The sequence below is a fragment of the Novosphingobium sp. TK71 genome, assembly GCF_055361505.1.
The window spans coordinates 1,557,501-1,573,067 of the sequence record NZ_JBSZKA010000001.1 but is presented as its reverse complement, the minus strand read 5'-3'; the positions used below and the strand labels follow the sequence as shown (position 1 = coordinate 1,573,067).

Annotated in this window: 9 protein-coding genes (1 of these 9 cut by a window edge); 7 read left to right on the top strand and 2 right to left on the bottom strand. The window is 62.6% G+C overall.

Annotated features, from left to right (window positions below):
• Nucleotides 1-16: 16 nt before the first annotated feature.
• The gene (locus ACXJ16_RS22995; RefSeq protein WP_463922221.1) at nt 17-2,392 is read right to left on the bottom strand and encodes a S9 family peptidase; all 2,376 of its coding nucleotides are present in this window, start codon (nt 2,390-2,392) and stop codon (nt 17-19) included.
• Between the two features lie 158 nt (nt 2,393-2,550).
• On the opposite strand from ACXJ16_RS22995, the gene ACXJ16_RS22990 reads away from it, so the two are divergent.
• The 7 genes from ACXJ16_RS22990 (at nt 2,551) to ACXJ16_RS22960 (ending at nt 15,228) form a co-directional block, all read left to right on the top strand.
• Nucleotides 2,551-3,288, top strand: coding sequence for a FadR/GntR family transcriptional regulator (locus ACXJ16_RS22990; RefSeq protein ID WP_463922219.1), 738 nt, complete (start codon nt 2,551-2,553; stop codon nt 3,286-3,288).
• A gap of 105 nt (nt 3,289-3,393) precedes the next feature.
• Nucleotides 3,394-5,754 carry a beta-L-arabinofuranosidase domain-containing protein gene (locus tag ACXJ16_RS22985; protein ID WP_463922216.1) on the top strand — a complete coding sequence of 787 codons (2,361 nt, stop codon included), beginning with the start codon at nt 3,394-3,396 and terminating at the stop codon, nt 5,752-5,754.
• 8 nt (nt 5,755-5,762) lie between these two features.
• Nucleotides 5,763-8,573 (top strand): DUF885 family protein, encoded by a 2,811-nt coding sequence (locus ACXJ16_RS22980; RefSeq protein WP_463922214.1) that lies wholly within the window; start codon nt 5,763-5,765, stop codon nt 8,571-8,573.
• Complete coding sequence (locus tag ACXJ16_RS22975; RefSeq protein ID WP_463922211.1) at nt 8,563-10,146, top strand: family 43 glycosylhydrolase; 1,584 nt, start codon at nt 8,563-8,565, stop codon at nt 10,144-10,146. The genes ACXJ16_RS22980 and ACXJ16_RS22975 overlap by 11 nt, the downstream gene beginning before the upstream one ends.
• 243 nt (nt 10,147-10,389) lie before the next feature.
• The gene (locus ACXJ16_RS22970) at nt 10,390-13,113 is read left to right on the top strand and encodes a TonB-dependent receptor (RefSeq protein WP_463922208.1); all 2,724 of its coding nucleotides are present in this window, start codon (nt 10,390-10,392) and stop codon (nt 13,111-13,113) included.
• 191 nt (nt 13,114-13,304) lie between these two features.
• Entirely contained in the window at nt 13,305-14,219 is a 915-nt protein-coding gene (locus tag ACXJ16_RS22965; protein ID WP_054434986.1) for a dihydrodipicolinate synthase family protein, read from the top strand.
• 10 nt (nt 14,220-14,229) lie between these two features.
• Entirely contained in the window at nt 14,230-15,228 is a 999-nt protein-coding gene (locus tag ACXJ16_RS22960; RefSeq protein ID WP_463922205.1) for a 4-hydroxyproline epimerase, read from the top strand.
• A 44-nt stretch (nt 15,229-15,272) separates the two neighbouring features.
• On the opposite strand, the gene ACXJ16_RS22955 is transcribed toward ACXJ16_RS22960, so the two are convergent.
• Nucleotides 15,273-15,567, bottom strand: partial view of an ABC transporter ATP-binding protein gene (locus tag ACXJ16_RS22955; protein ID WP_463922202.1) — the end only. It continues 500 nt past the right edge of the window; the window shows 295 of its 795 coding nt (coding positions 501-795); the start codon falls outside the window, past its right edge; the stop codon is at nt 15,273-15,275.

The following is a 15,567-nucleotide window of genomic DNA, read 5'->3' as shown; positions in this document are numbered from 1 at the left end:
CAGGTCCTCGCAGGAATTACTTGGTGGCTGCTTGAGCAGCAGGAGCGGCCGCCTTCACGGGACCGAGGGCAGGCGGCGTTTCGCCAAGCAGATACTGGGTGAAGTAGTCGCGCAGCTTCTTCCAGAAGAAGGGCCGGTAGACGTTATGCGTGGCATTGGGCATCACGATCAGGTCGACATCGCGCCCGGCATCCATCAGTGCCTTGGCAAGCCGATAGCTTTCCGTGACGGGAACGTTGTCGTCGATGTCGCCGTGAACGAGCAGCAAATGACCCTTGAGCTGCCCCGCCACCGACATGTTGGAGTTGCGCTCCCAGGTCGCCTCGTCGGCATAGCCCATCGAGACTTCTGGCCACCAGGTCTTGTCGAGACGGAGATCATGGTTGCCCGAGGACGAGACGCCGACCTTGAAGAAGTCCGGGCGGCGCAGCACGAAGCGCGCGGTGTCGTAGCCGCCCGCCGAACCGCCGAACACGCCTACACGGGTGACGTCCATGTAGGGGTACCTCGCGGCCATCTGGCGGATCAGGGCAATGTGATCGTCCAGCCCGACTTCGCCGAGGTTCTGGAAGGCTGGCAGGCGGAAAGCCTGGCCGCGCCGCGATGTGCCGGTGCCGTCGATCATGACGACGATCGCGCCGATCTGCGCCACGCTGTTGCCGGCAACCCGGCGCGCTTCGCTCCATGTCGCGGGAACGTCGGTCGTGGTCGGGCCGGTGTAGACGTTGTCGATCACCGGATAGCTGCGCTTCGGATCGAAGTGCGCGGGGCGGTAGATCATGCCGTAGATCGGCGTCTTGCCGTCCGCTGCCAGTCCCTTGAACGGTTCGGGCGGGGTGTAGCCCCGGGCGAGCAGGCGGCTGTCATCGGCCCTGGCCAGTTCCTTGACGATGCGTCCGCTCGCACCGTCGCGCAGCACTGCGCGGGTGGGTGAGGTCGGGCTCGACATCTGGTCGACGATCCACTTGCCATCGGGTGAGACCGATGCGTTGTGGTCAAGCGGTTCCGGGGTCAGTTCGGTGAGCGCGCCGCCTTTGGCGGGGACGCGGTAAAGCGCACGCCAGTAGGGATTGCGTGCTGCCTCTCGTCCGACGCCGGTGACGATGAGCGAGGACTTGTTCTCGGCCACGTTGTCCACCGTGAGGACTTCCCATTCGCCGGTGGTCAGCGCCTTGCCGCCGTCGGGTGCATCGGGCGTGACGAGATAGAGCTGGGCCCAGCCCGTCCGCTCGGAAATCGAGAGTTCGCCGACGAGTTCGGGCGAGGGGAAGATCATGCTCGAGGTGACGGTGACGACCGGCTTCACCGCCTCATGCGCGATGACCTTCGCGGCGCCGGTCTCAGGATCGGCGAGGTAGACGGCCTGCTGCTTGTAACCGCGCTCGGTCCAGAGCATGCGGACCTTGCCGTCCAGCCAGCCCATGTCCGGCGGGGACGGGTAGAGGATGGATTCCGAAGGCACCTGCATCGGCACGATCCGTGCCTTGCCCTTCTTCATCGCATCCCTGACGTCGATCACCAGGCGCGCCGCCTGCGGCAGCTTCTCGGCGCCGGCGAGCGGGTAGATGTAGGAGAAGCTGCGCGGATAGAAGCTGCCCGGCGGGTTCTGCTGGGTGATCGACAGCTTCTTCACATCGCGCGTGTCGAGACGCCATGTCAGCAGGTAACGGCTATCCGGCGACCACTGGCCGGAAACCGGCATGGCCGGCTCCTCGGTGCCTTCGCGCAGGATATCCGAGAGTTCCGGGATCGAACGGCCATAGGGCTGCTCGCGCGTGCCGTCGGCGGTGAGGGCCACTTCGCGGCCCGTGGCGACATCGACCGCGTAGAGGTTATAGCTGCGCGCGACGATCTTCGTCTTGCCGTCGGGAGAGAGGAGATCGAACACCTTGTGGTCGGCCTTCTCGACCTCGGTTGCCCTGCCGGCGGCATCCATGCTCCAGAGCGCACCGTCGAAAGCGTGGAACCGGACCTCGTTCCGGGCGGGATCGAAGTCCACCTCGGCGATACGCGCATCGTCGGCTGTTACCGGAGCGCCCTTCGCTGTGGTCAGCGCGGCAAGCAGCGCCGCGGTCGTGGTGACCTGCCGGGTCTGCTGCGAAGCCAGATCGAGGAACTGGTAACGCTGGTCGAGCCGGTTGCCCGTGCGATAGAACAGCCCGCCTTCGACAAAGCGCGGGGCAACGTCGGCATTGTCGATCAGGTCGCCGAGCGCGGAACCCATGAAGCTGTCGGCCGCGGCATAGCGCTGGTCGATGCCGGGCTGCGCTGCCGCGCTGCGGGTCGGCGCTTGTCGCGCGTCGGCGGCTGCCGGTATCGCCGCTGCGGTTACGGCCCAGGCAAGGGCGAGCAGGCTGATGGATTTCGACACGGAGGAATGCGAAGCGCTCACGGCTGCGGCCCATCGGTTATTTCGGGGAGAACCTCATCGTCATGACGCCCACTGGCGTAAGCGTCAAGAAAAATATACGATATATGATCTGCGCTTTTCTGGGCTAGCCAGAGCGTTATTCTTAATACAGACCTGACGCGATGACGAAAGAGAGCACAATGACCGGTAATGTTTCGGGTGAAGGTTCCGAGGCGCTTCCCTTGATGAGCGGCCGTTTGCACCATGCAGTGGCGCAGCGGCTGGCGACTCAGATCGTGAGCGGGGAGTATCTGACCGGCCATGTCTTCCCGGCCGAGGTCGAGCATGCGGAAATACTCGGAGTATCCAGATCGGTGCTGCGCGAGGCGTTCCGGATGCTCACCGCCAAGGGTCTGGTAAGCAGCCGGCCGAAGGCGGGAACGCGCGTGAACGAGCGTCGCAAGTGGAATCTTCTCGATCCTGATGTGCTCGCCTGGCAGATTCAGTGCGGCGCCAGTGACGAATTCCTGCGTGACCTGTTCGAACTGCGCATGGTAGTGGAACCCCAGGCCGCGGAAATGGCCGCGCTGCGCCGCGACGACGGCCAGCTTCTCGACATGGCCAACGCGCTCGACACGATGGAGCATTATACGCTCACCAGCCCCAAGGGGCGGGCGGCGGATATCCGTTTTCACGAACTCCTGATGGAGGCGACGCACAACGAGATGCTGCTAGCGCTTTCCAACTCGATCTCCACGGCCATTGCTTCGACCACTGCGATCAAGCATGGCAAGCAGGACAGTCCGCGTGACCCGATGCCCGAGCATCATGCACTCTATGCGCAGATCGCAGATCGAAATCCGGCCAAGGCGCGCAAGGCGATGATTACTCTCATCGAACTGGCCCATGCCGATACGCAGGTTGCGCTTCGCCGCTGAAGCCGGGTGACCATGCCGCAAGCGGCTGCCTTACAAACAGGGGATTGACTTCGAGGGCCTGACTTCTATCAATACCGTATACGATATTCGATAGGAGTTATTGGAATGCAGGCCAATCGGCGCGAATGGATGGCTGGCGTGGCGGCGCTCGCCATTTGCTCTGTCCCCCTCAAGGGCTTCGCAGCCGTGATTGCACCCAAGCTTCCGATCAAGGCGAAGCCGCTGCCGCTGACCGATGTGCGACTTGCGCCTTCGGACTATGCACGGGCCGTCGAAGTCAATGTCGATTACCTGATGTCGCTCAGCCCTGATCGCTTCCTGCACAACTTCCGCAAGTACGCAGGGCTGGAGCCGAAGGCCGCGATCTACGGCGGCTGGGAATCCGATACGATCGCCGGGCATACCCTCGGCCACTACATGACCGCGCTGGTGCTGGCCTGGCAGCAGACCGGCAACCCCGAATGCCGCCGCCGTGCCGACTATATCGTCGATGAACTGGCAGAGTGTCAGGCGCAGCGCACGGATGGCTACATCGGAGCGCTCGGCCGCAAGACCAAGGACGGCAAGGTCGTCGACGGGCAGGAAATCTTCCCCGAAGTCATGCGCGGAGAGATCAAGTCGGGCGGGTTCGACCTCAACGGGTCGTGGTCGCCGCTCTATACCGTGCACAAGTACTTCCAGGGCCTGCTCGACATCAATGCCGCCTGGGGCAATGCCAAGGCGCTTCAGGTCGTCATCGGTCTCGGCGGTTACTTCGAGAAGGTTTTCGCCGCGCTTGACGACAAGCAGATGCAGGAACTGCTGGGCTGCGAATATGGCGGCCTGAACGAGAGCTATGCCGATCTCTACGCCCAGACCGGCGATCTGCGCTGGCTCAAGGTGGCGGAGCGCATCTATGACAAGAAGGTGCTCGACCCGCTGGTGGCGCAGGAGGACAAGCTCTCCAACTTCCACGCCAATACCCAGGTGCCCAAGCTGATCGGCCTGGCGCGCATCCATGAGCTGACCGGCAAGGACGAACCGGGCCGTGCCGCCCGCTTCTTCTGGGAGCGCGTGACCCAGCATCACAGCTACGTGATCGGCGGCAATGCCGACCGCGAATACTTCTTCGAGCCTGATAATATCGCGCTGCACCTCACGGAATCCACCTGTGAGCATTGCAACACCTACAACATGCTGAAGCTGACCCGTCAGCTCTACTCTTGGCAGCCGGACGGCGCGCTGTTCGACTATTACGAGCGTGCGCACCTCAATCACGTCATGTCGGCGCAGAACCCGGAAACCGGGGGCTTCACTTACATGACTCCGATGATGAGCGGCGCCCCGCGCGGCTATTCCGGTCCGGGAGAGGAAGCCTTCTGGTGCTGCGTCGGCTCGGGCATGGAAAGTCATTCCAAGCACGGCGACTCCATCTTCTGGGAAGGCGGCGATACGTTCTTCGTCAACCTCTACATCCCCTCGACCGGGCAGTGGAAGGCCAAGGGCGCTGCCTTCACCATCGCCACCGAGTATCCGTTCAAGTCGGACGTGAAGATCACGCTCGACGCGGTGAAACAGGGCAAGTTCGCGGTGGCGCTGCGCATTCCCGGCTGGTCCAACGGCAAGGCGACCGTCGCCGTCAACGGCGCGCCGGTGCCTTCGACCCCGGTCGGCGGCTACGTGGTGATCGACCGCCGCTGGAAGAAGGGCGACGTGATCGCGCTGAACCTGCCGCTCGAACTGCGCCTTGAAACGGCACAGGGCTCGCAGGACGTGGTGGCCGTGGTGCGTGGACCGATGGTCATGGCCGCCGATCTCGGCCCGGCCGAAATGGAGTTCACCGGCGTCGAGCCGGCGATGGTCGGCGACAACCCGCTGGCCGCCTTCGCGCCGATGGTCTCTGACCGCCCGCGCTATCAGACCACCGGCATCATCCGTCCGGGCGACCGCATGTTCGCGCCGTTCTACAGCCAGTACGACCGCCGCAGCGCCGTCTACTTCAAGCGCTTCACGGAAAGCGGCTGGAAGAGCGAGGAAGCTGCCTTCCTTGCCGAACAGGCCCGCCAGAAGGACCTGGCAGCCCGTTCGATCGACGTCATGCACCTTGGCGAAATGCAGCCGGAGCGCGACCATGAACTGACCTCGGAAATCTCCTATCCGGTCTCCTATCGCGGCCGCAACGGGCGCGATGCCCGCTCGGGCGGTTACTTCGAGTTCAAGATGAAGGTGAAGTCCGGTCCGCTGCTGCTGCAGGCCAGCTACTGGGGCAGCGAGCGCTCGCGCGTGTTCGACATCCTCGTCGACAACGTGCTGGTGGCAACCCAGAAGCTCGACAACGACGCGCCCGGCAAGTTCTTCGACGTCGATTATCCGCTGCCCGAGGCGCTTACCAAGGGCAAGAGCAGCGTGAAGGTGCGCTTCGTGCCGCATGATCGCACTTCGGCCGGCCCGGTCTTCGGCGTGCGTCTGTTTACCGCCAGGAAGTGAGCATTGCCTTGAGTGAAGACGTTGCCCTGACGATTGCCGAAGCGGACGAACTCGCCCGCACGGTGCTCGAAGCCTGGGGCCTCGCGCCCGACCATGCCGCCGCCGTCGCCCACACCATGGTGTCGGGCGAGCGGGACGGCTGTACCTCGCACGGGCTCTACCGCCTCCTCGTTGCGGCCAATTCGGTGGAGCGCGGGGTGGTGGTGCCCGATGCGGTGCCCGAAGTGAGTGAACCGGCGCAGGCGCTGGTGCGCGTGGACGGCAAAGGCGGCTTCGCCCAGCTTCCCTTCGAGCGCGGCATGCCGCTGCTGGTCGAGAAAGCGCGCAAGTTCGGCATCGCGGCGATGGCGCTGAACAACGTGGTGCACTTCGCCGCGCTCTGGCCCGAGGTCGAGGCGCTGGCAGAGCAGGGGCTTGTCGCCTTCGCCTTCACGCCAAGCCATTCCTGGGTGGCGCCTGCGGGCGGCACCAAGCCGGTGTTCGGGACCAATCCGATCGCCTTCGGCTGGCCGCGTCCTGGCCGCGCACCGTTCGTGTTCGACTTCGCCACCAGCGCGGTCGCGCGCGGCGAGATCGAACTGCACCGCCGCGCAGGCAAGGAAATCCCGCTCGACTGGGGCTACGATGCCGATGGCAATCCGTCGAGCGATGCCAAGGCCGTCCTCGACGGCGCGATGCGCACATTCGGCGGACACAAGGGTTCCGCACTCGCCGCCATGGTCGAACTGCTGGCAGGGCCGCTGATCGGCGACATGACCAGCGCGGAATCGATGGCCGCCGACCAGGATCGCGGCGGCTCGCCCATCGGCGGCGAGTTCATCATCGCCATCGATCCGGCGGGCTTCCTCGGGGCGGGCGTGGAAGAGCATCTGCGCCGCGCGGAAGCCATGTTCGACATGATCGAAGGGCAGGGCGCACGCCTGCCGGGATCGCGCCGCCTGATCGCGCGGGCGCGCTCCGACAAGGAGGGGCTGCGCATTCCGGCGAAGCTCCACCAGGATATTCTCGAGGTTCTCGAAAGGGGAAATGACGTGAAGAATTCGGTTGGCCGCGCCATGATGCTGGCCGGCGCCGCACTGGTCGCCACGCCTGCGGTTTCGGCCGCCGCCGCTCCCGCTGCGCAAGTTTCCAAGAAGCAGACGGCCGATCAGGCTTTCGAGGCGATCACCACCGCCGAATACGAATGGCGCCAGAAGCAGGTCGGCCCTTGCGAGGATACGCCGAAGGACAGCAAGATCGTCCTGCCCGACCTCGGCCCCAAGGCGCAGGCAGATCGCCTCGCCTGCTGGACCAAGGTGGAAGGCCAGCTTGCTGCCATCGACCAGAAGCAGCTCTCGCCCGCCAATCGCGTGAACTTCGCGGTCTACAAGGGCCAGATCGATGCGCTCCTCGCCTCGCAGCGCTTCCGCGACTACGAAAAGCCCTTCAACGCCGACACCAGCTTCTGGGGCGACCTGGCCGACTGGGCGCGCAATCCGCTGAAGGACAAGGCTGCGGCCGACAACTATCTCGAAATGCTGCGCGAGGTTCCGCGCTACTACGACCAGCAGATCGACAACATGCGCGCGGGCCTCAAGCGCGGCTTCACCGGCCCGCAAGTGACGCTTGCCGGACGTGACAAGGGCATCGAACTGGTCGTTCAGGCCAAGACGGCGGAAGCCTCGCCGTTCTATGAGCCGTTCCGCAAGCTGCCTTCGACGATCCCCGCCGCCGAGCAGGAGAAGCTGCGCGCCGAAGCCCGCAAGCTCATCACCGATGGTGTCGTGCCGGCCCATGCCAAGCTGCTGACCTTCATGCGCAGCGAATACGAAACCGGCGCGCGCAAGTCGCTGGCGGCCTATGACCTGCCGGACGGCAAGGCCTATTACCAGTCGAAGATCGCCGAGTTCGTCACGCTCGACAAGACGCCGGAGGAGATCCACGAGATCGGCCTCAGCGAGATGGCCCGCATCCGCTCGCAGATGGCCGAGGTGATGAGCCAGGTCGAGTTCAAGGGAGACCTCAAGGCCTTCCTGCACTTCCTGCGCACCGATCCGCAGTTCTATCCCAAGACCCCGAACGAGTTGCTTTACCGCGCGGCCTGGATCGCCAAGCAGTTCGACGGCAAGGCGGACCAGTTCTTCGGCCACATGCCGCGCAGCCGCTTCGCCATCAAGCCGGTGCCGGACGACATCGCGCCGTTCTACACCGGCGGTCGCGGCGGTCCGGGCATCTATCTCGTCAACACCTACGATCTGCCGAGCCGTCCGTTCTACTCGCAGGTCGCGCTGACCTTGCACGAATCCGCGCCGGGCCATGCCATGCAGATGCCGCTGGCCATGGAGAACAAGGACCTGCCGGCCTTCCGGCGCGACACTTACCTGTCTGCCTACGGAGAGGGCTGGGCGCTCTACTGCGAGGCACTGGGCGAGGACATGGGCATGTATGAGACGCCCTACGACCGGTTCGGCATGCTCAGCTATCAGGCCTGGCGCGCGTCGCGCCTCGTCGTCGATACCGGTGTCCACGCCATGGGCTGGAGCCGCGAGCAGGCACAGCAGTACCTGCGCGACAACACCGCGCTGTCCGATCACGAGATCGAGACCGAAGTCGATCGCTACATCTCCTGGCCGGGACAGGCGCTGTCCTACTACATGGGCCAGCTCGCCTTCGTCGATGCGCGCAAGAAGGCGGAAACGGCGCTGGGTTCCAAGTTCAACATCCGCGCCTTCCACGATGCGGTGCTGGAACTGGGCGGCGTGCCGCTGCCGCTGATCGACCAGCGCGTCGATCAGCTCATCAAGGACGGCGGCAAGGGCCCCTATCCCGATGAGGAATAAGCTCGCATGGGTGCTTGCGGCCGGCGCTTTCGCGTCGGCCGTTTCGGCGCAGCAGACCTCCGCGCCGATCGCGCGGGAACTGACGGTTCCGGGTAATCCGATCCTGGCGGATGGGGACTATTACTCCACCGATCCTGCGCCTTTCGTTGCCGATGGACAGCTCTGGATTCTCGCCGGGCGCGATGAAGCGGCCAGCGACGTCAACGACTTCATCATGCCCGAATGGCAACTGCTCAAGACCGCCGATCCGGCCTCGGGCAAGTGGACCCATTATCCGGCGATCATCAAGCCGGAGAACGTCTTCGCCTGGGCCGAGGAGGCCCGGGCCTATGCCGGGCAGATCATCCAGGGCCCGGATAAGCGCTATTACCTCTACGCCCCGGTGCTGGAGAAGAACAGCAGCGCAGAGGACCGCTTTGCGATCGGCGTGGCGGTTGCCGACAGCCCGCTCGGGCCGTGGCGCGATGCCCACCCTTCTGGGCCGATCATCTCGCAGAGAGTGCCTGTCGCCAACAAGATCCAGAACATCGACCCGACGATCCTGATTGATGACGATGGCCGGGTCTATATCTACTGGGGCACTTTCGGCCAGCTTCGCGGCATGGAACTGGCGCGTGACATGATTACGCCCAAGGGGCCGGAGCAGGCCATTTCCGGTCTCACCGGCTTCTTCGAGGCGCCGTGGATCATGAAGCGCAAGGGCACCTATTACATGCTCTATGCGGGTAACAAGGCGGGGCCGACTTCGGACTGCACGCCCGCCGTCTACTACGCCTGCATTGCTTACGGCAGCGCGCCTTCGCCGATGGGGCCCTGGACCTACCGCGGCGTGGCGTTGAAGCCGGTCTCCTCCACCACGTCCCATCCGGGCGCGGTCGAGTTCAAGGGGCAGTGGTATCTTGCCTATCACACGGCGGAGGCCAGGGGCGGCGGGCACTTCCGCCGCAGTGTCGCGCTGGACAAGATGGAGTGGGACGACAGCGTCACCCCGGCGCGCATCCGCACCGTCGTGCCCACGCTCCGCCCGCAACCGCCGCTGGCACCGAGCCGCAACATCGCGCGTTCGGCCTGGGCGACCGCCTCGAACGATCCGGTGCCGGTGCAGTTCTGGATCAAGGCGCTCAACAACGGCGCGGTGAAAGAGGCCCCGCTGCCGCCCGACATGTGGGGCAGCTGGTCTCCGAACAATCCGCCGCGCCAGTGGATCGAGTATCGCTGGGACAAGCCGGTGACGATCGACGGCTCGCGCATCTGGTTCTGGAACGACCAGCCCGCAGGTTCGGGCGTCGGTGTCGCGCCGCCGACGAAGTGGCATCTCGAATACTGGAACCCGGCGGGGAAGGGCGGATGGAAGCCCGTGCCCGGCGCCAGCGCATACGGCACCCGGAGTGGCACGTTCCAGGACGTCTCTTTCCGCAAGGTCACGACGCGCTGTCTGCGGGCAGTGATGGACGCATCGACCGACGGCAAGACCCACGCCGCGCTTGCCGTCCAGGAGTGGGAAGTGCTGGCGCCTGCAAGTAAGCCGATCGCGATCCGTGATGACATGGCGGCGCCAGAGGCGTGCCAATAGACCCATAACCTGCGCGCCATCAGGCGCGAGCGGACATGCAATGCCAAGAGGGGCGCAGGTCATCGACCAGCGCCCCTTGATGCATTTGCTTTCCGGATATGTCGCAGACTGCCAATTAGTCAGACAAAAATGTTTCCAAACCGTCACAAACGGCTTGACTCATTTCCTATATCGTAGGACGTATACGATATAAGTAAAAGGGGCCGGTGCACGGTGCCGGGGATTAAAACAGGGGGTTTGCTAATGATGTCACTCAAAATCCTGAAGCGATCGACAGCGCTGACGTCCGTCATCGCGATTGCGGTAGCCGCACCTGCCTTTGCGCAGGACCAGACCGGCGCGGCGGCACAATTGTCCGACCAGAGCGATGAGCCCAAAGCAGACATCGTCGTGACCGGCGTCCGCGGCAGCGTCGAGGCGGCTGCAACGCAGAAGAAGAATTCGAAGCAGATCGTCGATTCCGTCGTTGCGGAAGACGTCGGCAAGCTGCCGGACAACAACGTCGTCGATGCTTTGGCGCGTGTGACCGGCGTGCAGATCGACCGCGCGCGCGGGCAGGGCCAGAGTCTGACCATTCGCGGTCTTGCTGAAGTGCAGACCACGGTTAACGGCAACAACACCAACCTCGGCGACGGCCGCTCGCTGAATCTGGCCGATATTCCGGCAGAACTGCTCAAGCAGGTCGACGTTTACAAGACGCGCACCGCCGATCAGGTCGAGGGCGGCATTGCCGGTACGGTCAACGTCGAGCTGCGTCGTCCCTTCGACATGAAAAAGGGCTGGACGATCGCGGGCAGCGCACGCGGCTCTTACGACGACATTTCCGAAAAGGTCAGTCCTTACGGTAGCCTTCTCGTCGCCAACCGCTTTGATACCGGGATCGGTGAGATCGGTTTCCTGGTCAATGCTTCATGGACCAAGACCAATTACCGCGAGAACTACATCGAGAGCGAATCTCCTTTCGAGATGGATCTCGACGACGGTTCGCAGGTCGTCATTCCTTATCGCGCCTATTACGGCATCGAACAGGGTAGCGTGAAGCGTCCGTCGATTAATGGAGTGCTGCAATGGCGCGCCAACGACAAGCTCGATTTCGTGCTCGAAGGCAGCTACCTCGGATCGCGTGAAAGTCGTTCTGCGGAGCGACTTTATGTTCAGGATCTGCCCTTCGCTGGCGAACTCAGCAACATAGTCCTAATGCCTGACGGGCGGACGGTGAAGTCTGCGACGTATAGCAATCCGAACGGAATTGCTGCTGGTATCGACAGCCAATACAATCGCCTGCACTCGAATTTGTATACCACGAATTTTGAGGGTCATTATAATTCTGGCATTATGCACCTGAATTTTGGTGCGCAGTACAATTGGTCCAACGAAGGATATTACTTCGTCGAATCGGTCTTGCGTCCGGGTACATTGACTTCGGCGGACATCGATTTCGCCTCTGACGTTTACGGCAAGGGCGCGCCTTCGATCGCGTTCAACGGTGTGGACCTTTCCGATCTGTCGAAATACGTGGTTGATCGATTCCAGGATAATAAGGGCGGCTCCAAGAACAACGAATTCTCTACCCAGGCTGACCTGACGTTGGACATCATGCCTGATGGTCTGTTGCGCAATCTCCAGATCGGTGCGCGATACAACCAGCGCCGCACCAGCCGTTACTACGGTTACCGTGATGGCTATCCCACTGTTAATGGGGCGCGTGCGCCGCTCAGCACTTTCCCGGGTTATGATGCGGCCTCGATAGTCGGTCCAGATATTGGCGGATCTACGGCCGAATGGTATCGTATTCCAGGTGCCGTCGTGATGGACAACATCGCAGCCATTCGCGAATATATCCAGCAGACCAACCCGGCCAACGCGGATATTTTTTCGACCGTCAATCCACCGAGTGATCGGGGATCGACGTTCCGTTCGAACGAAAAGAATTTCGCCGCCTACGCCCAGATCAATTATGGCTTCGATGTAGGTAGCATTCCGATCGAAGGCATTGCCGGTCTACGCTATACAAACACTTGGGGCACCTCCGAAAGCTACAGCTACCGGCCGGGAGCCAACGGTACGATCATTGAAACGGCACCTGGTCGCGGTAACTATACCGACTTGCTTCCAAGCTTCACGGCTCTCGTTCATTTTACGCCCAAGATGCAATTGCGCATGTCTTATACGACCAATGTGCAACGGCCGACTTTCGCGGACATGCGCCCGTTCTACTCGGTTGATACTGGCGGTGCTCAACCCGTTGTCTATGCAGGCAACCCCGAACTGAAGGCGCAGCGCGAACATTCCTATGACGTTAGCGCCGAATATTACTTTGGGCGCGGTGGTCAGATTTCACTGGCAGGCTACTACAAGAAAGCGACTGGCTTCTTGTACTATAGCCGACAGCAAGTGAGTGCAGCCGAGATGCAGGCTTACGGTGTCAATGTAGCCGACTACGGGGCGACCTTCGGCTATGTAGAACAGCAGCGCAATGCCGGTGACGGCACGTTCATCGGCATGGAAGGTACGGTACAATCGTTCTTCGATTTCCTGCCTGGTCTCCTGAGTAATTTCGGTGCCAGTCTGAATGCCAGCCATATTTTCAAGGCTCGGGTCGAATATCCCTATCCGGAAGATTTTCCCGGTGCGTTTGATTCGCCGAACACTTCGAAGTGGACCGCAAACGCTACCCTCTTCTATGATACGCCGAAATTCAGTGCCCGTATCGCCTACAACTATCGCTCATCCTATCGCATTGGTATCTGGACAACCAATCCGGAATACTCGCCCTACCAGGATGATACCTACAAACTTGATGCAGCTATCAATTACACGCCTGTCAGCTTCATGACGCTTTCGCTCGAAGCTTCGAATATCCTTGGTAATGATGTTTATCGATACCATGGTGCTGAAAACCTTCTCCCGCTCGGCGTGCGCACGCTGGCGCGGACAGTGCAGGGAAGCGTCCGCTTCCGCTTCTGATGCCGGGGGCATCAAGCGCGACATGACTAGAGAGCCGCCTCGGATCGACCGGGGCGGCTCTTTTCTTTGGACCTCAAAGGGAACCGTTGGTCGTGCGCAAAATATCCGCCACGGTGCGAATTTTGCAATTGTCGCATGCTTCGTAATATCGTATACGATATTTCAATTCAGAGAGAGTAGGAAGAACTTACATGGCAATTGGTTGGAAGGGCGTGTTCCCGGCGGTCACCACGCAGCTCCGTGAGGACCTGTCGATCGACCTCGCCGACACCCAGCGCGTCGTCGACGATCTCATCAACGACGGCGTGACCGGTGTGATCGCGCTCGGCACCGTGGGTGAGAACAACTCGCTTGAGTATGACGAGAAGGTCCAGGTTCTTTCGGCCATCGTCGAGGCGGTGAACGGCCGCGTTCCCGTCGTCACCGGCGTTTCCGAATTCGATACGCGCCGCGCCGTGCGTTACGCTCAGGCCGCCGAAAAGGCCGGCGCCGATGGCCTCATGCTGCTGCCGCCGATGGTCTACGTGCCCAAGGCGCACGAACTCGTCGCGCACTTCAAGGGTGTTGCCGAGCAGACCGCCCTGCCGATCATGCTCTATAACAACCCTCCGGCTTACCGCACCGTGATCGACAAGGACGTCCTTGCCGCTCTGGTCGACGTGAAGAACATCGTCGCGGTCAAGGAATCGGCGCCGGACACCCGCCGCTTCACCGATTTCAAGAACATCTTCGGCGATCGCTACACGCTGTTCGCGGGCCTCGATGACGTGGCTCTCGAAGGTCTCTACCTCGGCGCGCAGGGCTGGGTTTCGGGCCTCACCAACGCTTTTCCGAAGGAATCGGTCGAGCTGGTCAAGGCTTTCGAGCGCGGCGATCACGCCAAGGCCATGGAAATCTATCGCTGGTTCATGCCGCTCCTCCACCTCGACGCCGACCACGATCTGGTCCAGTCGATCAAGCTGGCAGAGCAGGTCATGGGTCGCGGTTCGGAGCGCGTGCTGCCTCCGCGCTACGTCCTTGAGGGCGAACGCCGCGCTCAGGTGATCGCGATGGTCGAAAAGGCCGCTGCAACCCGCCCCGACCTGACCGTCGCGGCAGCAGCATAAGGGAGCGTCGATGCGGCACACTTTCTTCTGCATCGACGGCCACACAGCCGGTAACCCCGTTCGCCTCGTGGCGGGCGGGGCTCCGCTGTTGAAGGGCGCCTCCATGTCCGAACGGCGGCAGGACTTCCTGTCTCGCTTCGACTGGATTCGTACCGGCCTGTGCTTCGAACCGCGCGGGCACGACATGATGTCGGGCGGCTTCCTCTATCCGCCGACCGATGCCGCCAACGACATCGGCATCCTTTTCATCGAGACGTCGGGCTGCCTGCCGATGTGCGGCCATGGCACTATCGGCATGGTGACTTTCGGCCTTGAACATGGGCTGATCCAGCCCGCAACGCCGGGCAAGCTGCGCGTCGAGGTTCCGGCAGGCGTGATCGAGATTGCCTATGAAACCGAAGGCCAGAAGGTCACTTCGGTGCGGATCACCAACGTCCCTGCCTATGTCGCCGAGCGCGGCATCGAAGTGGACGTGGAGGGCATCGGCCCGCTCACCATCGACGTGTCCTACGGCGGCAACTACTATGCCATCGTCGAGCCGCAGGGGAACTACACCGGTCTCGACGATCTTGGCGCCTCGCGCATCGTTGAGCTTTCGGGCCGCATCCGCGAAGCCGTGCGCGAGAAGTACGAGCCGGTCCACCCGCTCGATCCCACGATCCGCGGGGTCAGCCACGTGCTCTGGGCCGACAAGCCAAAGCACGAAGGCGCCGATGGCCGCAACGCCGTGTTCTACGGTGACAAGGCTATAGACCGCAGCCCCTGCGGCACGGGCACTTCGGCTCGCCTTGCGCATCTCCATGCAGCCGGCCGCCTCAAGGTTGGCGAGCGCTTCGTGCATGAGAGCTACATCTGCAGCCGTTTCATCGGCCGGGTGGAGCAGGAAGTCACGCTTGGCGACAAGCCTGCGATCATTCCCTCGATCGAGGGCTCGGCGATCGCCACGGGCTTCAATACGATCTGGATAGACCAGGCCGATCCCTTCTGGGCCGGTTTCCAGGTAAAGTGATGAAAAGGAGGGGAGCGTTTCCCGCGTTCCCCTCCTTTTCAGTTTCAGGACCAGTCCCCGCTTTCGCGTATGCGTTCGAGCGGAACGACGAACGGCGCGGGGCCGGTCATGTCGACCTGGCTCCTTATCCCGTAGACGGTGCGTAGCCGCTCGGCCGTGAGCACCTCCCGCGGTGTTCCTTCGGCTACCAGCTCTCCCTTGTCGACAAGCAGCAGCCGGTCGCAATAGCGCGCCGCCATCGTGAGGTCGTGAAGAACGGCGACGACCAGCTTGCCGTTCCGCGCTTCGCCGAGGAGCAGTTCCATCACGTCGATCTGGTGGCCGGGGTCGAGCGAGGCG

What these genes read in the sequence shown, in the direction of transcription:
- ACXJ16_RS22990 (WP_463922219.1), top strand. Translation starts at nt 2,551, where the DNA reads ATGACCGGTAATGTTTCGGGTGAAGGTTCCGAGGCGCTTCCCTTGATG.
- ACXJ16_RS22960 (WP_463922205.1), top strand. Translation starts at nt 14,230, where the DNA reads ATGCGGCACACTTTCTTCTGCATCGACGGCCACACAGCCGGTAACCCC.
- ACXJ16_RS22965 (WP_054434986.1), top strand. Translation starts at nt 13,305, where the DNA reads ATGGCAATTGGTTGGAAGGGCGTGTTCCCGGCGGTCACCACGCAGCTC.
- ACXJ16_RS22970 (WP_463922208.1), top strand. Translation starts at nt 10,390, where the DNA reads ATGATGTCACTCAAAATCCTGAAGCGATCGACAGCGCTGACGTCCGTC.
- ACXJ16_RS22975 (WP_463922211.1), top strand. Translation starts at nt 8,563, where the DNA reads ATGAGGAATAAGCTCGCATGGGTGCTTGCGGCCGGCGCTTTCGCGTCG.
- ACXJ16_RS22985 (WP_463922216.1), top strand. Translation starts at nt 3,394, where the DNA reads ATGCAGGCCAATCGGCGCGAATGGATGGCTGGCGTGGCGGCGCTCGCC.